Origin of the sequence: Acinetobacter sp. CIP 101966 (assembly GCF_000369725.1) — a bacterium.
Classification (GTDB): Bacteria; Pseudomonadota; Gammaproteobacteria; order Pseudomonadales; family Moraxellaceae; genus Acinetobacter; species Acinetobacter lwoffii_Q.
Genome location: NZ_KB850159.1, coordinates 375,138 through 395,979, shown reverse-complemented (window position 1 = coordinate 395,979; position 20,842 = coordinate 375,138). Strand labels below are relative to the sequence as shown.

The 20,842-nt window shown below is 44.8% G+C and carries 19 protein-coding genes; 9 read left to right on the top strand and 10 right to left on the bottom strand.

Going from position 1 to position 20,842, the window contains the following annotated elements; all coding sequences use genetic code 11:
* Positions 1 to 3 precede the first annotated feature (3 nt).
* Complete coding sequence (locus tag F891_RS04810) at positions 4 to 1,041, bottom strand: alpha/beta fold hydrolase (protein ID WP_005262384.1); 1,038 nt, start codon at positions 1,039 to 1,041, stop codon at positions 4 to 6.
* Positions 1,042 to 1,356: 315 nt separating this feature from the next.
* Between F891_RS04810 and F891_RS04805 the strand changes: the two genes are divergently transcribed.
* A complete protein-coding gene (locus F891_RS04805) occupies positions 1,357 to 1,971 on the top strand; it encodes a carbonic anhydrase (RefSeq protein ID WP_004646264.1) in 615 nt (204 codons plus the stop codon).
* A gap of 43 nt (positions 1,972 to 2,014) precedes the next feature.
* Here F891_RS04805 and F891_RS04800 read toward each other — a convergent pair whose 3' ends face one another.
* Positions 2,015 to 2,644: an arylesterase gene (locus tag F891_RS04800; protein ID WP_005262379.1), complete on the bottom strand. Its 630-nt coding sequence runs from the start codon at positions 2,642 to 2,644 to the stop codon at positions 2,015 to 2,017.
* 11 nt (positions 2,645 to 2,655) lie between these two features.
* On the opposite strand from F891_RS04800, the gene F891_RS04795 reads away from it, so the two are divergent.
* Both F891_RS04795 and F891_RS04790 read left to right on the top strand, forming a co-directional pair.
* Positions 2,656 to 3,381 (top strand): ABC transporter ATP-binding protein, encoded by a 726-nt coding sequence (locus F891_RS04795; RefSeq protein WP_005262377.1) that lies wholly within the window; start codon positions 2,656 to 2,658, stop codon positions 3,379 to 3,381.
* 1 nt (position 3,382) lies between these two features.
* A complete protein-coding gene (locus F891_RS04790; RefSeq protein ID WP_005262374.1) occupies positions 3,383 to 5,875 on the top strand; it encodes an ABC transporter permease in 2,493 nt (830 codons plus the stop codon).
* Between the two features lie 34 nt (positions 5,876 to 5,909).
* Here F891_RS04790 and F891_RS04785 read toward each other — a convergent pair whose 3' ends face one another.
* Positions 5,910 to 6,728, bottom strand: coding sequence for a rhomboid family intramembrane serine protease (locus tag F891_RS04785; RefSeq protein WP_005262372.1), 819 nt, complete (start codon positions 6,726 to 6,728; stop codon positions 5,910 to 5,912).
* 77 nt (positions 6,729 to 6,805) lie between these two features.
* On the opposite strand from F891_RS04785, the gene mtgA reads away from it, so the two are divergent.
* Both mtgA and ppk1 read left to right on the top strand, forming a co-directional pair.
* The gene (gene mtgA / locus F891_RS04780) at positions 6,806 to 7,480 is read left to right on the top strand and encodes a monofunctional biosynthetic peptidoglycan transglycosylase (protein ID WP_005262370.1); all 675 of its coding nucleotides are present in this window, start codon (positions 6,806 to 6,808) and stop codon (positions 7,478 to 7,480) included.
* 111 nt (positions 7,481 to 7,591) lie between these two features.
* Positions 7,592 to 9,673, top strand: a complete 2,082-nt coding sequence (ppk1, locus tag F891_RS04775; protein ID WP_005262368.1) for a polyphosphate kinase 1 — start codon at positions 7,592 to 7,594, stop codon at positions 9,671 to 9,673.
* Between the two features lie 39 nt (positions 9,674 to 9,712).
* Here ppk1 and F891_RS04770 read toward each other — a convergent pair whose 3' ends face one another.
* From F891_RS04770 to rubA, 5 genes are all read right to left on the bottom strand, one after another.
* Positions 9,713 to 10,324, bottom strand: a complete 612-nt coding sequence (locus tag F891_RS04770; protein WP_005262366.1) for a response regulator transcription factor — start codon at positions 10,322 to 10,324, stop codon at positions 9,713 to 9,715.
* A gap of 184 nt (positions 10,325 to 10,508) precedes the next feature.
* Positions 10,509 to 11,417: a LysR family transcriptional regulator OxyR gene (gene oxyR, locus F891_RS04765; protein ID WP_005262365.1), complete on the bottom strand. Its 909-nt coding sequence runs from the start codon at positions 11,415 to 11,417 to the stop codon at positions 10,509 to 10,511.
* 13 nt (positions 11,418 to 11,430) lie between these two features.
* Entirely contained in the window at positions 11,431 to 12,369 is a 939-nt protein-coding gene (gene estB / locus F891_RS04760; protein WP_005262363.1) for an esterase EstB, read from the bottom strand.
* Between the two features lie 57 nt (positions 12,370 to 12,426).
* Complete coding sequence (gene rubB / locus F891_RS04755) at positions 12,427 to 13,605, bottom strand: rubredoxin reductase RubB (protein ID WP_034439193.1); 1,179 nt, start codon at positions 13,603 to 13,605, stop codon at positions 12,427 to 12,429.
* A 91-nt stretch (positions 13,606 to 13,696) separates the two neighbouring features.
* Positions 13,697 to 13,861, bottom strand: a complete 165-nt coding sequence (gene rubA, locus F891_RS04750; RefSeq protein WP_004646274.1) for a rubredoxin RubA — start codon at positions 13,859 to 13,861, stop codon at positions 13,697 to 13,699.
* A gap of 487 nt (positions 13,862 to 14,348) precedes the next feature.
* On the opposite strand from rubA, the gene F891_RS04745 reads away from it, so the two are divergent.
* Positions 14,349 to 14,891 (top strand): adenine phosphoribosyltransferase, encoded by a 543-nt coding sequence (locus tag F891_RS04745; protein ID WP_005262359.1) that lies wholly within the window; start codon positions 14,349 to 14,351, stop codon positions 14,889 to 14,891.
* A gap of 44 nt (positions 14,892 to 14,935) precedes the next feature.
* On the opposite strand, the gene F891_RS04740 is transcribed toward F891_RS04745, so the two are convergent.
* Positions 14,936 to 15,430: a YqiA/YcfP family alpha/beta fold hydrolase gene (locus F891_RS04740; RefSeq protein WP_004279417.1), complete on the bottom strand. Its 495-nt coding sequence runs from the start codon at positions 15,428 to 15,430 to the stop codon at positions 14,936 to 14,938.
* Positions 15,431 to 15,818: 388 nt separating this feature from the next.
* On the opposite strand from F891_RS04740, the gene lysS reads away from it, so the two are divergent.
* A complete protein-coding gene (gene lysS, locus F891_RS04735; RefSeq protein ID WP_004730285.1) occupies positions 15,819 to 17,348 on the top strand; it encodes a lysine--tRNA ligase in 1,530 nt (509 codons plus the stop codon).
* Between the two features lie 348 nt (positions 17,349 to 17,696).
* Here the strand turns inward: lysS and trpS are convergent, their stop codons facing one another.
* The gene (gene trpS, locus F891_RS04730) at positions 17,697 to 18,710 is read right to left on the bottom strand and encodes a tryptophan--tRNA ligase (RefSeq protein WP_004279419.1); all 1,014 of its coding nucleotides are present in this window, start codon (positions 18,708 to 18,710) and stop codon (positions 17,697 to 17,699) included.
* Positions 18,711 to 18,899: 189 nt separating this feature from the next.
* Between trpS and F891_RS04725 the strand changes: the two genes are divergently transcribed.
* The gene (locus F891_RS04725) at positions 18,900 to 19,826 is read left to right on the top strand and encodes a DUF808 domain-containing protein (protein ID WP_004279420.1); all 927 of its coding nucleotides are present in this window, start codon (positions 18,900 to 18,902) and stop codon (positions 19,824 to 19,826) included.
* Between the two features lie 48 nt (positions 19,827 to 19,874).
* On the top strand, positions 19,875 to 20,780 hold the full coding sequence (locus F891_RS04720; RefSeq protein ID WP_005262358.1) for a KPN_02809 family neutral zinc metallopeptidase: 906 nt from the start codon (positions 19,875 to 19,877) through the stop codon (positions 20,778 to 20,780).
* The last annotated feature ends 62 nt before the right edge of the window (positions 20,781 to 20,842 follow it).

Here is a 20,842-nt window from a genome sequence, read left to right as displayed (position 1 = left end):
AACTTAATTTAAAGGAATGAGTTTATCAGCAAGCGGGTTTTTTAGGGTCTGCGTCTTGGCTAGAAAAGGCAAATAATGTTGTGCGACCTGTTTTTCTGCTTCTAGAATCGGCATATGCCCGACGTTATTCAAAATTACCGGTTTTTCTGCACGTTTCAGCAGGGCATGTAGTTCTTTGACCACTTCGACATTAATGATCCGATCCTGTCTGCCCCATAAAATCAAGGTGGGTGCTTCAACCGTGCGGGTCAGGCGGGCGAAGGTTTCCGGTGTATAAATCCGGTTTAGCATCACCACCTGATCAATCGACTTACTGGTTTGTTCAGCGCGTGAAATCAGCAGTTTTTCCTGTGCATGCCGCAACTGATAAGGAATCACCGGCGGGTTCTGCATCAGCTGTTTGGAAACATCTTGAAGATCACCGGGCTTGCTGACGATCAGGTCTTTTAAGGCCTGTGGGTCTTTGGTATAGGGCGTATTGCCCATTTTGTACAGGCCAGCGGTATTAATTAAAAACAGGCTTTGCGTATCGAAAGGGTATTGCGAGGCATAGACTGTGGCAATCGAGCCACCCAAGGAATGTCCGGCAATATGTAAATTCTCATCCACATTTAAGGTTTCAATAAATAGACGCAGCTGCGAGGTCACATTGGGCACAGAAACATCAAAATTGTCCGGAACTTTGGTGTCGCCGTTGCTCGGCAGATCTGGAATAATGACATGATAATAGGGCGTCAGAAACTGGGCAACCCGGTTCCAGTTGTCGCGCGTGCCTGCCAGACCATGAATCAGTAGAATAGATGGTTTGTTCTTGGCACCGCCTTCGCTATAGCTCCAGGTGACCTCGCCAATTTTGAGGGTCTTGGATTTGAGACCGGCAAGGCTGCGTTCTTGCAACAGATGCTGCTGCAAGACTTTGGCAGATGTTTCATTTTTCTGGCTAAACAGTATTTGAGCATGTGTCAGGCCCGGTAATGCCATGCTTAAGGCAACTACGGCTGAACAAATCATTTTCGAGCGCAATTTTATTATTTTCTTCATTGGCCATTCCCCAAAACAAACCCAGTGAGCAAATTGCTCAATCAAAATACTTCCATGTTATAAATTTGCAATTTTCATTCAAATAAAAACATTATTCTTCATTCTATTTTAAATCAATCTTTGCGCTTGTCACCCATTAGTTTTTTGCTAGATTGCATTAAATGACTGGAAAATGTGATGTATTACGCATAAATTCCCTACAGAAATGAAATTAGATAAATGCTAAAAATTTAATCAGCTAAGATTTTTTGCAAGTGACATTCAAAAAAACTGGCAGTAAGATATTGCAACTAAAACCATCGGTGATAGAAAAGAATGCTCACAGCTCAAGAAGCTTTAGAACGTCTTAGACAGGGTAACCAACGTTTTGTCAGTGGCGATACCACGCATCCAAAACAACTTAGCCACCAACAGCGCGCAGAAATGGCAGAGGATCAGAATCCGTTTGCGATTGTTTTGGGATGTTCAGATTCGCGCGTTCCAGCCGAAATGGTTTTTGATCAGGGTCTCGGCGATCTTTTTGTGATTCGTGTTGCAGGTAATATTGTTGCACCCTCACAGGTCGGCAGTGTTGAGTTTGCCGCGGCACGTTATGATTGCGCGATTGTGGTGGTGTTAGGTCACAGTCATTGTGGTGCGATTAAAGCCACCATTGATACCTTAATGTGCCCTGATTGCCCGCCATCGGCAAACCTGATGTCGATTGTGAACCGCGTACGTCCTTCTGTTGAAACCTTAATGCAGACTGAACTGAAAAATGACTTGGCAAAATTATCCAAGCATGCAGTACGTTCCAACGTATTTGCTTCGGTGAATCAGTTGCGTCATGGTTCGGCCGTTCTGGAAAACCTGATTGGACAAGGAAAATTAAAAGTCGTGGGTGCTGAATATTCACTGGAAACTGGTGAAGTGACCTTCTTTGATTTCTAATCACGATTCATCTAAATACATTCTAAAATAAGTTAAAGGCGCTTTATAAAGCGCCTTTAATGTATGGATAAGCATTATTTAACAGGATCGTCTGTGCTTTGGCATTTGGGTGAATCAGATCCTTTTGCATCAGGGTTTTATTACCGGCGACACCTTGCATAAAGAAAGGCAATAACTTCACCTTATATTGCTGACTCACCACTTTATAATTATTTTCAAAAGCCTTGCTATAGGCCTGCCCGTAATTAGGCGGCATTTTCATGCCAAATACAATGACCTTAGCCTTGGCTTTCTGGCTCTGCTGAATCAGACTGGCTAAATTTTTTTGAATCATTTGTGGTGGTTGTCCACGCAAGCCATCATTGCCACCTAACTCAATCACCACAAGGTCTGGACGATGCGTCTGTAACAGTTTAGGTAGTCTGGCCAGTGCTCCGCTGGTGGTTTCGCCACTGACACTTGCATTGACCACTTTATGTTGTTTCGGATACTGTTGCTCTAAACGCTTTTGTAATAAATGTACCCAACCCTGCTGGGGCTGGATACCATAACGTGCACTTAAACTATCACCTAAAATCATAATTGTCTTTGCTGAGACCCCGAGTGGTATCAGGCACAGACTGAGCAAAAAAAAGTAAGGCAATAGCCGAGTTTTCTGATTAAGATCTTTCATATAGGACACGTATGATTCAAAGCAGCAACGATTCGACCATCATGCCACAGGCTATTATTTCTGCCCAGAAATTGACACAAAAGATACAACTTTCACAAAAACAGCTCACCATTTTTGAGGATCTTGATCTGGATATTCAGGCCGGAGAACAAGTGGCAATTACCGGTCGTTCCGGTTCCGGAAAATCCACATTACTGGGTATTCTGGCGACACTGGATCAGGCGAGTTCAGGTCAGCTTATGGTCTGTGGCGAATCGGTCTCTAGCTTGGATGAAGAACAACGTGCACTGGTACGTTTAAGAAATATCGGGTTTGTCTTTCAGTCTTTTCAGCTCTTGCCACATCTGACTGCACTTGAAAATGTGATGCTACCACTGCGCCTGCAGCCCGGCTTTAAATATGCAGACGCTGAGCAAAAAGCCTTGGCATTACTACATAAGGTCGGTCTGGATCGACAGGCGCAGCAAACGCCAAAAGTCTTGTCCGGGGGAGAACAGCAACGTGTAGCCATCGCTCGTGCACTGGTCAGTGAACCCAAAATCATTTTTGCCGATGAACCTACGGGCAATCTCGATGGTGAAACGGCCAGAGAAATTGAACAACTGCTGTTTCAACTGAACCGGGAACTGGGGACGACGTTGGTGCTGGTCACGCATGATCGCAAACTGGCGCAGCAGTGTCAGCGGCATTTTGAACTGCTGAATGGCGAGCTGATTGAACATCCGAGTGGAGGATGAAATGAATCCATTATTTCGTCCCTTACTGACTCAAAGCTTTAAAACGACCGGGATTTATCTGCTGATTATTGCCTTAACACTGGCGATCAGTGCGACCACTGCACTCAAGTTTAGTAACGAGCAGATCCAAAATGCAGTCGCCTTGCAGGCAGCAGAAATGCTGGCCGGTGATCTGGTGCTTTCAGATAATGAGCCTTTGCCGGAGCAGTGGCGTGATCAGGCCAAGCAGCTGGATCTAAAGCAGTCAGAAGTCACTTTCTTTAGCAGTATGGCTTATACCGATGCACAGTTCGTCATGGTCAATGTCAAAGCCATTGATCAGGCTTTTCCTTTGCGTGGTGAACTGCGGGTGCAACCGGCAAAAAAATCGATTCAGTCTGGTGAAATCTGGCTCAGTCCACGAGCCATGGATCTGCTCAAAGTCAAATTGGGGGATCAGCTCAATATTGCCGATGCAGCATTCAAAGTCACCGCCAAGATTGAACAGGACTCCAATCAGGAGCTTGGATTTTCCGGCTTTTCGCCGACCGTGATTATCTCCCAGGCAGATGTGGCACGAACCAATGCCATTCAGGTGGGGAGCCGGATTGAATATCGCCTACTCATGGCTGGCCGTCCGGATGATACCCAACAATATGAAGCCTTGTTCAAGCAGCAGGTCAAATCAGCAAACGGCTCGGCTGAAACACCAGAGGAAGTGCAAGGGCAGGAATTTGAGGAGCAAAGCAGTCTCAGGTTGCGCAATGCCAGTGAAAGCAATACCCGCTTAATGAAGCCGATTGCCAATCTGGATACTTTCCTGCAACTGGCCAATATTCTGACCATTCTATTATGCGGGATTGCCATAGCCTTAACCGCGCAGCGCTATGTGCAGCAGAATCAGGATCATATTGCTTTGATGCGTTGTATCGGTGCCACCAAGCAGCAGATTCTGTCGGCTTATCTGGCTTTACTCGGGATGGTGCTGTTGATTGCGATGCTAATTGGTACCGTGGTCGGGATCAGTCTGGGTTATGGCCTGTTACAGTTGATGTTGCAGCTGATTCCAAATTTACAGATTGAATTTTCCGCTATCGCAATGTTGCTTGGACCATTGCCGGTCGCGATGCTGACCAGTGCCGTAGTGCTACTCGGTTTTGTCATGCCAAGCTTATTGCAACTGCTAAATACGCCGCCAATTCGGGTCATTCGCCAGCAGGAAAAATCAATGCAATCCATGCTGTGGATGCTGCTGACCGGAACGCTAAGCCTGATTATTTTTAGTGTGATTTTGACTGAAAACTTGCTGCTGACCGCCTGGGTGATTGGCGCGATTATCGTGTTATGTGCATTGCTGTATCTGACAGTATGGGGGGTGTTGAAACTACTGCGTAATATGAAGCTGAATCTGTCAGCCTATGTACGTACACCTTCTCAGACCGCCTTGCAGATTACGGCTTTAGCCTTGGGCTTAAGCCTGATTACGGTACTGGCAGTATTGCGTACCGATCTGCTAGATCGTTGGCAGCAACAGTTACCGGAAGGTACGCCGAACCAGTTTGTTTATGGTTTACCGCCTTTTGAGATGCCAGCCCTGAAAGCCCAACTTGAGCAGAATGGCTGGAAAAGCACACCACTGTATCCGAATATTCGCGGGCGTCTGGTCGCCAAAAATGATCAGCCTTTTGCCGAGGAACTGGTGAAAAGCAGCAATACCTTAAGACGTGAACTGAATTTGACTCAGTCAAACAGCTATCCACAAGATAATGTGATTGTCAGTGGTGACGCGGTATTAAAACAAGTCGGCACCGTATCGGTCGAAGCCAATACTGCGGAAGAGCTAGGGATCAAGATCGGAGATAAACTCAGTTTCAGTCTGCCTGAAGGCATACTGGAAGCTAAAGTGCTGAATTTGAGAACAGTCGAATGGGAAAGTTTTAGTCCCAACTTCTTCTTTATCTTTGCCCCCAATACCATGGATGCCAATGCCGGCAGTTATCTGGGCAGTTTTTATGTCCCGGAGGCAGATAAAGGCAAGCTGGTGTCTGTGATCCAGCAATTTTCCAACACGGTCTTTATTGATGTCAGCCTGATTCTGGAAGAGATCAAACGCATTGTGAATGTGCTGGTGCAAATCGTGACGATTCTGGCGGTACTGGTCAGCATTTCCGGTTTTCTGGTGCTGATGGCCTGTCTGAACCTGTTGATGGATGAACGCAAACGTGAAGTGGCTTTGTTACGATCATTCGGTAGTTCCAAGCAGAAACTGAAAACCATGATGAGTCTGGAAATTGGTTTTATTGGGCTGTTTGCCGGAATAGTTTCCTGCCTGTTTGCCGAAGTGATCAGTGCGATTGCCAGTTATAAAATGGATTTGATGATTCAGCCGCATTGGGAAATCTGGATTATCCTGCCGATCTTTATGACCTCTTTATGTGCGCTGATTGGCCGTTATCGCCTGAGTTATCTGTCAGAGATTCCACCCTTACAAAGCTTGCGTGAGATGAATCAATAAGATTCATCTCCGTGATTTTTAAACTGGCTGAGAGTTAAAGTTTTAGTTGCTGTTGCATCATTTCCAGAATCTCTTGCCACAGTGGGCGAATGGGTTCGAGTAAGGCCAAGTTATGTTGATAAAGCAGCACACAAAGGCCGAACCCGACAATCAAGGCAATCAGATTGAACAGGTGGCTACGCTGCATTTTTTGCCCGATGTACCAGAGCAAGGTGAGAAAAGCCCCCATCAGCATGCCGCCAATATGTGCGGCATTGTTGATTCCACTGATCATAAAGCCCAGCGCGAGGTTTAGACCCATCACCATCACCAGGGTTTTTTTATCCAGAATAAAACGTTGCTGTGGCAGCATTGGCAATAAGGCCAGCACCGTAAGTGAAGCCCCGAGTCCCATCACAGCACCAGATGCGCCGGCACTGACTGCAGGCAATAAATCGGGATTAGCCACACCGCCTTCGATCAGGCTATAGCTGTCCTGAATGTTCATATAGCCACTGAGCAGGCTGCCCATCAGTCCGGCACACACATACAGGCCAATAAAATACATCCGGCCAAACAGTTGTTCGGCAACACTACCAAAAATATACAAGGCCCACATATTCAACATCAGGTGAATCAGGCCAAAATGAAAAAACATGCTGCTAAACAAGCGCATGGGTTCCGCTAAATAGGTTAAAGGTGCATAATCGGCACCCCAGAGAATAGCGTCTCGGGTACTCGGCTGGCTAACATCCATGCCATGCATGGCTTGCCAGCCAAATAATCCAACATTGATCCCGATTAAAATGGCGGTGATCCACCAGAGATGCATTTCAAGTTTGCGATGTTCGACAGGGGGAGAGTATTCAGACATGCTATTTTTTTGCTGTGATTGTATATTTCGAATAAGCTTAACACGAAAAATTAAATTTTCAGGAGTAACGCACTGACATGAAAGCCTTTCTGATCCGCACGATGCTCGTCATCGTCAGTGTGATTCTGCTGGTTCAATTGTGGATCTTTGCCAGTCTGGCCTGGTGGCGAACCAATCCGGTGAACACGACCATGATGATGCGGATTGATTACTGGACAGAACCTTCCAAAGCGATTCAGCATCAGTGGCGTCCCTATGACGAAATCAGCCTGAATCTGAAACGTGCCATCGTCACTGCGGAAGATGGAAAATTTATTCATCACCATGGTTTTGACTGGGACGGAATTCAAACTGCGCTGAATAAAAACAGAAATCAGGGCCGTGTAGTGGCCGGTGGTTCGACAATCTCCCAGCAATTGGCGAAAAACCTGTTCCTCGTCAACAAGCGTTCCTTTGTGCGTAAAGGTCAGGAAGCAGTCGCGACCTGGATGATGGAACGCATGTGGTCGAAAGAACGAATTCTGGAAGTCTATTTAAACTCGATCGAGTTCGGGGACAATATTTACGGCGTTGAAGCGGCGGCCAAACATTATTTTGGTAAAACTTCGCAAAGCCTGACCCGGGATCAGGCGATCTTTCTGGCTGCCATTTTGACCAATCCGAAATATTTCCAGGATCATCGCAATTCCTCTGCATTAAATGCTCGTAAGCGGATGATTCAGCGCTATATGCGTTATGCAGAATTACCTTAATTGATGATTTGAAGAGAAAGCCCAATTATTTGGGCTTTTTTTATGAAATTGTCATCAATTTGAAGCATACTTGGAGGGATAAGCACAATTTTAAATCCGCATAGGTTTGATATGAATACGGCAGCCAGCACAACTTCAGCACAGCCCGAATATACATATAATGATCGTTATATTAATCGTGAACTGTCTATCCTAGACTTCCATTTACGTGTCCTGGAACAGGCTGTCGATCCTTTACATCCATTGCTTGAACGCATGAATTTTCTGTTAATTTTCTCGCGGAATCTGGATGAATTTTTTGAAATCCGGGTTGCTGGGATGATGGAACAGCTGGATCTGGATAATGAAAGCCGCAGTCCGGATGGCTTGACTCCAAAGCAGGTTTTAGAACAGATTTCTAAAACCGCACATGCTGCCATTGAACGTCAATACCGTATTTTAAATGAAGAAATTTTGCCAAAACTGCGTGAGGAAGATATTTGCTTCTTGCGCCGTGGTGAGCTGACTCCGGCACAATCTGCCTGGATTAAAAAATATTTTCAGGAGCAAGTGGCGCCGGTTCTCACGCCGATCAGCCTGGACCCTGCGCATCCATTCCCACGGTTGGTGAATAAATCACTGAACTTTATTGTCACATTGGAAGGGAAAGATGCTTTTGGCCGTCAGATTGATCTGGCTGTGGTACCCGCACCGCGTTCACTGCCACGCGTGGTACGTTTACCGGATGAACTGACCGATGGAAAAGAACATCATGTGATGCTGTCGGCGATTATTCATGAGCATGTCTCTGATCTGTTCCCGGGGATGACGGCGACTGGCTGTTATCAGTTCCGTGTTACCCGAAATGCCGATTTAGCCTTGAATGAAGATGTTGAAGATCTAGCCAAGGCACTCAAAGGCGAACTCAGTTCACGCCGTTTTGGCCGCGCCGTGCGTCTGGAAGTGACAGAAAATTGTCCGCAGCATATTTATGAATATCTACTGAATGAATTTGATCTGGACGACGAGCAGCTTTATAAAGTCGCGGGCCCGGTCAATCTGGCACGTTTGCTATCTAACTTTAAACGTCCGCATTTACGTTATGACTCGCATACTCCCATCATTCCTAAAGTACTGAAAAAATCTGAAAATATTTTTAGTGCAATGCAGAAGCAGGATATTCTGCTGCATCATCCCTTTGAATCTTTTGCGCCGGTGATTTCATTATTACGTGAAGCGGCACGCGATCCGCAAGTGCTGGCGATCAAGCAGACCTTGTACCGCAGTGGACCAGATTCTGAAATTGTCCAGGTGCTGGCTGAAGCTGCCCGCAATGGCAAGGAAGTGACCGCAGTGATTGAATTGCGTGCGCGTTTCGATGAAGAATCCAATATTGCGGTGGCCAATGTCCTGCAAGAAGCGGGAGCAGTCGTGGTCTACGGCATTGTTGGTTACAAGACTCACGCCAAGATGATTCTGGTGGTGCGCCGGGAAAATAACAAACTGGTGCGCTATGTGCATCTGGGTACCGGTAATTATCATGCCGGCAATGCACGAATCTATACCGATTATGGTCTATTAACGACAGATAAAGATCTGTGTGAAGATGTGCATCGTATTTTCCAGGAATTGACCGGTATGGGGAAAATGGCCAAGCTGAAAAAGCTGCTACATGCGCCATTTACCTTGCATGCCCAGTTACTTAACTATATCGATAATGAAATTGCCTATGCTCAAGCAGGGAAACCGGCGCAGATTATTGTCAAAGTCAATGCACTGACCGAAATGCAATTGATTAACAAACTCTATGAGGCTTCTCAGGCCGGGGTACAGATTGACCTGATTATCCGCTCAATTTGCAGTTTGCGTCCGGGGTTGCTGGGTCTGTCGGAAAATATCCGGGTGCGTTCAATTGTCGGGCGTTTCCTGGAACATACCCGCGTGTATTATTTCAGCAATAATGGCAATTCACGTATTTACTGTTCAAGTGCAGACTGGATGGATCGTAACCTGTTTAATCGGGTCGAGGCCTGTTTCCCGGTCGAAGATGAAGCCTTGAAAAAACGCATCTATCAACAAGGTCTGTTGAATTACTTGAAAGACAATCAGCAATCCTGGTTATTGCAAGGTGATGGTACTTGGCTGCGGGCACAGCCCAAAGAAGGTGAAAAACCGCATAATGCACAACGTATTCTGTTAGAGCTGTTTAAATAAGTTTAAGTATTTAAAGAGGCTGAATATTCAGCCTCTTTTTTATTTCGAACATACAATTGAACTGTTCAAGCTGAGTCTGAACAGTTTTCGATAGATGTATTTGACCCGGCTATATATCTGATAGTTCTTCATCTGGAGCTGATCTTGTCGTTCGGTTTGCGATTGATGTTGACTCAATACTTTTAATAACTGCAATTCAGCGAAGTTGAGACAGGTTTTGGCAATGGGCTGGTGCAGGATATAGTCTGCCAATTCAGTATTGACGTAAGCTCCACCGCGCAAGACAGTTTTCAGACTTTCAGCAAACTCGGAAAATGAATTCTGATGCTGCATATAGCTATCTGCTCCGGACAATAAAGCAGAATAGATCAGTGCTGTGGAATGAGTATTGAATATGGCAATAACAGGTGTATCTGGGCTTTGCTGTTTCAGCTGATGAATCAAACTGATCTCTGAAGTTGTTGCTGCATGATAGAGAATCAGGTTGGGTAGATGTTCAGTAATCATGGATTGTGCAGACAGCATATTGTCCGCATACAGCAGCATATCTGGCTGATAGCCCAGTTGCAGCAGCACGGTCTGGATTTTTGACAGGTCGAGTCCAGTCGGTGAACGAATCACTAAAACTGGTGCAGGCAAGAGGCTAGCCAATAAAACACGATCCTGTAGATGCTGATAGAGAGCTATACTGTGAATCAGGCAAATGCAAATGCCTATCCCAAAGAATAGGGATTTAGCTGAAATGTAGAGATTTTAAGTTTCTAGGCGAACTGAATGTATTCAATTCAAGATATAAAAAAGGAGCAACATGTACTCCCTTTTTATTCGGTGAAAATCAAGCAGCGTTGTGCTGAGTGATTTTCTGGAAAATCTGTAATAGCACATCAAACTCGCTTTGCAGCGGTGTGCTTTTACGGGTTACCAATGCCAGGGTACGACTTGGGGCTGAATCGATCGCTTTTACCTGAATCTCAGGATTGCCTTTAATCATATTGGTATGGATCGCAATTTCAGGCAGCAGGGTAAAGCCCAGATTTGCAGACACCATTTCGATTAAAGTCGGCAGTGAGCTGGCTTTTAAACGGTGATCATTTTTACGCTCACCAATCGGGCAGGCACTCAAGGCATGATCACGCAGGCAATGACCTTCTTCAAGTAACATCAGGCGAGACAGATCCAGATCTTCTAAAGAGTTTGCTTGTGCAGCATGCTGATCAGATTTTTGGTAAACCAGATACAGATTCTCTTTGGCAATTTCAGCAACTTTCAGACCACGGGTGTCGAAAGGCAATGCCAAAGCCACCATATCCAGGTTGCCATGTTCCAGCTTTTCTACAATCTTTTCACTTTGCGCTTCATGCAGATGCAACTGGATTTTTGGTAATTGCTTATGCACTTCATCCAGCAGCTGGGACAACAGGAAAGGTGCAATTGTTGGAATGACGCCGAGATGTAGATCACCGGTTAAAGGTTCACTCATCTCACGACTTAAACGCATTAGGTCCTGAGCATCGGCCAGTAGAACACGTGCGCGTGCAACCACTTGTTCACCAAGAGGCGTTAAACGAACATTCTGGCGGTCGCGTTCAACAAGTACGCCACCGAGTAAACGCTCCAGCTCCATGATGCCGCCAGACAAGGTTGACTGGGTGACAAAGGAGCGGCGAGCAGCTTCTGTAAAGTGTAGCGTCTCTGACAGTGTTACGAGGTATGACAGCTGTCTTAGGGATGGTAATGCAGCCATAGTGTCCTAATGTTTATGATTTAAAATGATCAGCAAATAATTCGCTAAGATATGGAATAAAATGCGGTGGGATATCATGCCCCATTCCATCAATTAATTCAAATTTAGCCCCTGAAATTGCTTTCGCAACGGCCTTGCCATGGCTAGGAGGCAGCAATCGATCTCGAGAACCATGGACCACCAGGGTTTCTTGTTTGATTTGCTTGTCCAGTTGCAGCAATGAGCCTGTACATAATATTGCTAAAAACTGTTGAAGTACACCAGCAGGATAGTAACTTCGCTTATATAATTTACGGGCGGTCTGCACCGCTTCCAGATGATTGACATAACCTGGTGAGCCGATGATCTTAAACAGTTTCAAACTATGATCAACAATGCCATCTTCATCTGTTGAAGCCGGTTTGTCAATCAAACTAAAGAGTTGCTTAGGGAAGGGCGGTGGCAACATCGGCTGGTTATTACTGGTAAACAGTAAGCCCAGTTTTTTGACTTTGTCCGGATAACGCGCGGCCAGAATCTGGGCAATCATACCGCCCATCGAAGCGCCCAGTACATAGACCTGTTCCAGCTGCATTTTTTCAATCAGCAGACTGACATCTTCGGCCATATCATACAGATCATAAGGTGCACCCTGATTCCCCAGACCCAGCGCAAAACGGCTCATCATTTTCAGGGTATTCAGGCGTGGGCCTTTGTGATGGACTTTTGAAGACAGGCCAATATCACGATTATCAAAACGGATAATGTGATAACCATTGTCAATCAGTGACTTGCAGAAAAAGTCAGGCCAGTACAGCATTTGTCCACCTAGCCCCATAATCAGCAAAATGGTGGGATGTTGCGGATTTCCGCCAACCTCGACATGTAGCTGGATCCCATTGCCAAGATCGACCTTGGTTTCATGCATGAACGAGGTGTAGGGGGAAAGATTAAACTGTGCTGCGCTGTACATGATCGCTGTCCTAATTAAAGGATATTTCGTTTAAAAAATATCCTTTGTATTAAACCTCTAAACTGCTGCAGGAATCAAGTCAGGAACCTGCTTGGTCAAGGTCAGACGCTGTTTGGCTGCAGTGGCGCCCAAAAGCACAAATCCGCGTAAGGTGCCGTTCGTATCGAACGCTTTGGCCAGCATGCCATCGTCGAACTCTTCAGTTTCCCAAGTGACATCCACATCAACTGGAGCAGGCAGAACAGTTAAAGGGGCAGCAGGCGTTTTGACTGCCACCGGCATTGCCGGATAATGCACGGCAGTATGTTCGCCATTTAAGGTTTTTGCCAAAGCGCGGGCTTGTTGCATGATCGGCATGACATAAGGCAATAAGGTGCCATTGACCTCGGCACAGTCACCTACCGCATAGATATCGGCCTGGTTGGTTTCCAGTTGCGCGGTGGTTAACACTCCGCGACTGGTGTGTACGTCTGCCTGTTTCGCCAAAGAAATATTCGGCTGTAAGCCCACCGCAGATAACACCACATCCGCAACCAAAGACTGGCCATTGGCCAGCGTGACCAGATAATCACCATTGTCCGCACGAGAGACTTTTTCGACTGTTGTGCCCAGGACAAAATGAATGCCGGTTTCTTCAAGATTCTTCTGGAATGCAGTAGCAACATGTTCTGGCAATAAACGGCCAAGCGGCTGCGGCGCCAAATCAATGACTGTGACCTGATGATCGGTATTTTGCAGGTCATTGGCAAATTCACAGCCAATCAGGCCTGCACCTAAAATCACCACACGTTTGTCTTCACTTGCTGCCAGATTGTTACGGAAAGCTTTATAGTCACTTAAATTGTTGACGACATGAATGTCATCGCTGGCATCACCGGCGATCGCCAGACGTACCGGATTGGCACCAATGGCTAATACCAGTTTGCTATAATGTTGTGTACTTTCCTGGCCATCTTTTTCCAGAACCAGTTGATGATCTTCCGGATGAATGGCTTTGACCCAGGTATGCTGTTCAATACGCATATTCAGCTGTGCTGACATTTTAGTGGCATCGCCCAATGGAATTTGTTCAGGTGATTTATTGCCGGCCAGAGCGTTGGAAAGCGTCGGTTTGGCATAATTGACCGCATCATCCGCACAGATCATCAGCAATTCATGTTCTGGATTGAGTTTACGAAATTCACGTGCTACGGCATAACCCGCCATACCTGAACCAATAATGACGATAGGATGCATAGTTGTTTCCATATGGTAGAGCTCCATGCTGTATAAATGATTGAAAGGCATAAAAAAAGACCATATGGATATGGCCTTTAACTGGACGTGATTAGACTTCGATCATTTCGAAATCAATTTTAGACACGCCGCAATCTGGACAGGTCCAGTCATCTGGGATATCTTCCCATTTGGTGCCTGCCACGATCCCGTCTTGAGGCCAACCTTCTGCCTCGTCATAAATCCATCCACATACGATGCATTGAAACTTTCTCATGTAACTCTCCAAAACTGAGCAACTGTAGGCGTCAGCTTAAAATCCATAAAAGGCAAGACTCTAAAAGAATATGACTTTTTAACAGTGAACATATTTGGCTAAATTTTTACGCAGTTCTATTCAGAAAGTAAAGTGAATAAAAGCCTAATCAGCGAAATTAGCAGCAGAATAGACGACACATTCCTCATTTATCTAAAAATCACGCCAATCAGCTTTTCTGGCGTAGGCGGTTAAAGAATAAAAAGCTGACAATGGCAAAAATGAGCGTTTATCTTGTGGGATAGACCAAAGTCGAGCAATTAAAACTTGAGTTTTTAGGTAATTTAAAATTAGTGAAGTCTGGATTAAATTTTTTTAAAATAAATCAATATAATAAAATCAATATCTTATAATTAAATTCCGAGTTTTTATTAGGCAGCTTGGCTTGTCCGTTCTATTCAAATAGGTTTAAAATTCCCATATTCCTTTTCTTTTTTTAAGATCTCCCATGAGCAATTTGTCTACTTCTTTGTGGTCTCACATTCGTACGGTCCAAGATTTTCCAAAACCAGGAATTTGCTTCTTTGATTTGACCCCACTTTTCATGGGCAATATTGGTCCATTGACTGACGCTTTGATTGCCAGCATTCCTGCTGACAAACTGGCAGAAGTAGAAAGCTTTATTGCGGTTGAAGCGCGTGGTTTTGTGTTGGCAAGCTTGTTGGCACAACGTACAGGCAAAGGTTTATTGTTGGTGCGTAAAGCAGGTAAATTGCCGCCTCCAGTGGTCGGTGTGGGTTATAGCCTGGAATATGGTATAGATCGTTTAGAAATGTCTGCGGAAGTTCAGTCCCAGAAAGTAATTATTGTGGATGATGTTCTGGCAAGTGGCGGAACCTTAAAAGCAGTGAATGAACTGGCTCAAAAATGTCAACATGAAGTACTTGGTGCAAGTATCTTCCTTGATCTTCCTGACCTGCATGCTGAATTAGGCCTGGATATCTGGTCAGTGCTGGATGACAAATCTCAGCCTGAAGCGGCAGTTGCTTAAGTCATAATTTTTTGTAAAAAAAGCCCCGAAATTGTGGGGCTTTTTTATTGCCTGATAAAATGATCTTCGATTTCCTGAATCAGCGTATTAATTTGCTCAGGATGTTCCAGACGATGATGGCCGCCATCAACTGCCTGAATTTGCATATAGTCTTCAAGTTGTGTCTGAACCGCATGCATATCCAGAATTTCATCGCCCAGCTCCAGATAGGCAAACTGAGGAATATCATGCTGTAAATCGTGATGCCCAATCGGCGGATAATCATCGCGGAAGTTAGGCTGCAAAATGGGATTGGCCACTACACATGGAATTTGATACGCTTGTGACATTTTCAGTGCCCAATAACCGCCAAGACTGTGGCCGACCAGAATATCCGGTTTGATGGTTTCAATCATCTCATGATAAAACTCGGTGACCGAACTATAACTCAGATTTCGATAATCGACATCGATACAGTATTTATGTACCACATCAATGGCATGGAACTTGGTGGATTCTCTGGAGGAATCTAAGCCATGTAAAAACAAAATCTTAGACATAGTTCATTACTCATTTTTATGGGACATGCCATATTGGTTATTTGTTGATTGGCACATCATCTTCAATCTGAGCGTCATTGTAGAACGTCTGGGTGTACAAGGCAGTTAGCTATTGGTCTAAGCCACAATTTTGCAGTGCAATGATTTTGTATAACCCCTGTCTGATTTAAACTTTAATCCCAACTGAGAGCAGCGGGGTGCTGCAAAAGGTTGAAGAAAGGGAATTTAAAAGAGTGACAGAAGGGCTCAACCGAATGGTGTAAATAGCAGGATAGTGGATTTTTCCAAAGAAAAGCCGGTTCCTGAGAGTCTTTACGCTACGATTTGAGAAGGATTTCTGCTATTCTATGCAACTTCTATTTTTTAACTAATCTTATTCGAGGCAGAGATGACGCAAAATAACGCTCAATCGACTTCTGAACAAATCATTTCCGAAAACGATTTAATTGCACAGCGTCATGCCAAGTTAAAGCAAATCGAAGCTCAGGCACAAGAAACAGGTAAGAGCCCATGGCCGAATACCTTTAAGCGTGAGCATTATGCCCAGGATTTACAAGACCAGTTCGCTGATAAATCTAAAGAAGAAATTGAAGCAGGCGAAAAGGTCTACGTCAAAGTTGCCGGTCGTGTAATGTTGAACCGTGGTTCATTTATCGTGATCCAGGACATGACAGGTCGTATCCAGCTGTATGTGGCGCGTAAAGAACTCGCTGAAGATGTGCTGGCTACCATTAAAGGTCTGGACCTTGGCGATATCATCGCAGTCGAAGGTTATATCGGCCGTTCGGGTAAAGGCGATCTGTATGTACATATCGAGCATTTTGAATTATTGACCAAATCATTGCGTCCACTGCCAGATAAGTTCCATGGTTTGAACGATACTGAAGTAAAGTATCGTAAACGTTATCTTGACCTGATCGTTAACGAAGAAACGCGTAAAACTTTTGAGATTCGTGCCAAAGTTGTAGCGGGTATCCGTGCCTTCCTGACTGAAAAGCGCTATATGGAAGTTGAAACGCCAATGATGCATGTGATTCCAGGTGGCGCATCGGCACGTCCTTTCGAAACACATCACAATGCATTGGATATGTCATTGTTTTTGCGTATTGCGCCAGAGCTTTACTTAAAGCGTTTGGTAGTTGGCGGTTTTGAGCGTGTGTTTGAAATTAACCGTAACTTCCGTAACGAAGGTGTTTCTACCCGTCATAACCCTGAATTCACCATGATTGAATTCTACCAGGCGTATGCAGATTACAAAGATCTGATGGAATTGACCGAGCAAATGCTGGAGCGTCTGGCGATTGATATCTTGGGTACGACTGACGTACCTTATGGTGATGAAGTGTATAGCTTCAAAGGGCCATTCAAGAAAATTTCAATGTTCGATGCGATTTTGGAAAATAACCCGCAATTTACTCCTGAAAATGTCAATGACCGTGAGTTCCTGGCAAAATTCCTTCAGGAAGAATTGAAAGAGCAAGTGAAGCCAGGTTTTGGTCTGGGCAAACTGCAAACTATGGTATTTGAAGAAACCGTAGAAACCAAATTGCGTCAGCCGACGTTCATTACTGAATATCCAGCGGAAACTTCTCCATTGGCACGCCGTAATGATCACAATCCACACATTACCGACCGTTTTGAATTCTTCATCGGTGGCCGTGAGTTGGCAAATGGCTTCTCGGAATTAAATGATCCAATCGATCAGGCTGAACGATTCCAGGCACAGGTTGCTGAAAAAGATGCTGGTGATGATGAAGCTATGCATTACGATGCAGACTTTGTCGAAGCATTGGAATACGGTCTTCCTCCAACAGCAGGTGAGGGTATTGGTATTGACCGTCTGGTGATGATCTTTGCCAATGCAGCAAGTATCCGCGATGTGATCTTGTTCCCGCATATGCGTCATAAAAATGCTTAAATGCTGAATTCAAAATAACCCGCTCTGGCGGGTTTTTTTATACTTGAAATAAAATAGATTCAAAAATTAAAGACAAAAAAAACGCAATGATTGGGGTTGTCATTGCGTAGAAAAAGGAACGTCTTTCAAACTACTTCATTAACTGTGGAGAGAGTTAAATCTGATTCCTTACTGAATATGACCATAATAGGACGCATTCTCATATGACTCATCAGTATTCATGTTAATACATGTTAAATAAGGTTAAAACTATGAAGATTATGTGGGGATATTTGCATCATTTTTGCGCAATTATAGTTTAAATAAAAAAGCCCTTCATCAGAAGAGCTTTTCAAAGCAATTTTATATTTAGAAATGGAATACGCCGAGGCCAGATTTAACTTCATCCAGTGTCGCCTGGGTAATATCGCGACATTTATCCGTACCAGTTTTTAGAATATCCATGATGTAATCCGGATCTTTAGCCAGTTCAATACGACGCTCACGAATTGGACCGATCAATTCTTTTAAAATGCTTTCCAGACGTTTTTTCACTGTACCATCGCCTAAACCACCACGACGATAATGGGCTTTAAGTTCTTCCAGCTCTTCTTTATTTGGATCGAAGGCATCTAGATAGGTGAATACCACGTTGCCTTCGACCTGACCTGGATCTTCAATACGTAAGTGATTCGGATCGGTATACATGGCATTGACGGCTTTCTTAATATCTTTATCTGTTGCATCTAGCACAATGGTATTGCCCAAAGATTTCGACATTTTTGCTTTACCATCAAAACCAGGTAGGCGACCAACATTGGAAAGTAGTGCCTTACATTCTGGTAACAGGTCATGACCAATTTGACGGTTTAAACGACGCACGATTTCGTTGGTCTGTTCGATCATTGGAATCTGATCTTCACCCACAGGAACTACAGTGGCCTTGAATGCTGTAATGTCAGCAGCTTGAGCCACCGGGTAGCACAAGAAACCGGCTGGAATATCACGCTCAAAACCACGCATCTGGATTTCAGATTTAATGGTTGGGTTACGCTCAAGACGTGAAACAGTCACGAAATTGAGGTAAAGCATGGTTAGTTCATTTAGTGCTGGCAGGCATGACTGAACACAAATTGTGGTTTTAGTTGGATCAATACCGACAGCCAGATAATCCGTCGCCACTTCAATAATGTTACGACGTACTTTTTCAAAATTGTCCGCATTATCAGTTAAGGCTTGAGCATCCGCGAGTAACAAATGTTGATGGTGAGAATCTTGCAGACCTACACGAGAGCGTAATGAACCCACAAAGTGGCCGAGGTGGAGTTGTCCGGTAGGACGGTCGCCCGTCAAGATCACTGGACGATTATCTTGATTACTCATTATCTATTCCAAAGGGTAGTCAGTACTACAGCTGTATTTTAGCGAATGGGAACATTGTACGGCATTCTGTTTTTGATTGTCAGCCAGAAAAAAAGCTGTCGTAAAAAAATCTTATAAATTAAACAAGTGAATACAATATTTTTAACAATTTTGATTAAACTAGATGGAAAGAAGCTAAGGATAATAAGTATGGCGAGCAGTTTATTACTATTATTAGATGATATTGCTACAGTCCTGGATGATGTCGCTGTCATGAGCAAAATGGCAGCAAAAAAAACGGCAGGCGTTCTCGGTGATGATCTGGCTTTAAATGCGCAGCAAGTGACAGGTGTGCGGGCTGATCGTGAATTGCCGGTGGTCTGGAAAGTTGCCAAAGGTTCTTTTGTCAATAAACTGATTTTGGTACCGCTGGCATTATTAATCAGCTTTATTGCAGGCTGGCTGATTAATCCCTTGTTGGTACTGGGTGGTTTGTTTTTGTGTTATGAAGGCGTGGAAAAAATTATTCATACCTTGCATACACCGAAGGCCAAGGATGCTGAACAGGCGCGTGAGCAATTGATCCATACGGAAATGGATTTGCACCAGTTTGAGAATGAAAAAGTCAAAGGCGCCATCCGCACTGACTTTATCCTGTCTGCTGAAATTATTGTGATTACCTTGGGAACAGTCGCCGCAGCTTCGATGCTGACCAAAGTGACCGTTTTAAGCCTGATCGCGGTGGTCATGACCATTGGTGTTTATGGTTTTGTCGCGCTGATTGTCAAGCTGGATGATATCGGTCTGCATCTGACTGAACAGCAGTCCGATTTTAAACAAAAAATAGGACGTGGCTTGTTGGCATTTGCTCCGGTCCTGATGAAAATTCTCTCCATTGTTGGAACCGCTGCAATGTTTCTGGTGGGCGGTGGAATTATCAACCATGCTATTCCTTTTATTCATCACTTTACTGAAGACAGTGTGGCCTATGTACAGGATATTCCTAGCATCGGTAACATTGTTGGTGCCGTGACGCCGACCTTAATTAATTTCGCTGTAGGAATTTTAGCGGGTCTGCTGGTCATGCTGGTGATTAGCCTGATTAAGAAAATCTGGCCCAAATCATCAAAAGCTTAAGGTGTCGAAATATCTGGATATTAAGCAGATTAAGAAAAGGAAAAGACTATGCGTTGGAAAGGTCGTCGTGTCAGTAGCAATGTAGAAGACCGTCGTGGTGGTGGTGCCAAAGCTGGCGGAATCAGTATTGTTGGATTGATTGTGGCCTTTGTGGCCTGGAAGTTTTTCGGTGTCGATCCACAACAGGCTTATCAAACCACCAAGCAGGTCACTCAGGGGGTATCGGGTGCGGCAGAAACACGTGGCCTGGAAAATCCCACGCCAGAACAGCAGGAGTCGATTGATTTTGTTGGAACTGTATTGGCAGATACTGAAGATACCTGGAATCAGGTGTTTCAGCAGCAGTTAAATCAGCAGTATGTCCCACCGAAACTGGTGTTGTTTAACGGCATCGTGAATTCTGGTTGTGGTACGGCTCAGGCGGCGATGGGGCCTTTCTACTGCCCGATAGACCAGAAAGTGTATATCGATACGGCATTCTTTAAAGATATGCGCACTCAAATGGGCATTACTGGAGAACAGAATGCCACCGAACTTTCCCGTAATGATCAGGCGGGGGATTTTGCGCTGGCCTATGTCGTGGCCCATGAAGTGGGGCATCATATCCAGACGATTTTAGGTATTTCTTCTCAAGTACAGCAAGCACGTCAGCAAGCAAGTGAAGTGCAAAGTAATCAGCTTTCAGTGCGTCAGGAATTGCAGGCAGACTGTCTGGCCGGCGTCTGGGCTTACCATAATCATGAACGTACCCAATTTCTGGAACAGGGCGATGTTCAGGAAGCGATGGATGCCGCCCATAAAATTGGCGATGATTATTTACAGAAACGTGCTCGCGGGCAGGTGGTGCCGGACAGCTTTACCCATGGCAGCAGCGCGCAGCGGGTACAATGGTTTAACACCGGCTTGAAATCCGGTCAAGTTGCGAATTGTGATACCTTTAATCAAAATATTTAAATGACTTCGATAAAAAAAGGAGCAGATGCTCCACTGCTGTCCCATAGTTTGCTTTAAATAAA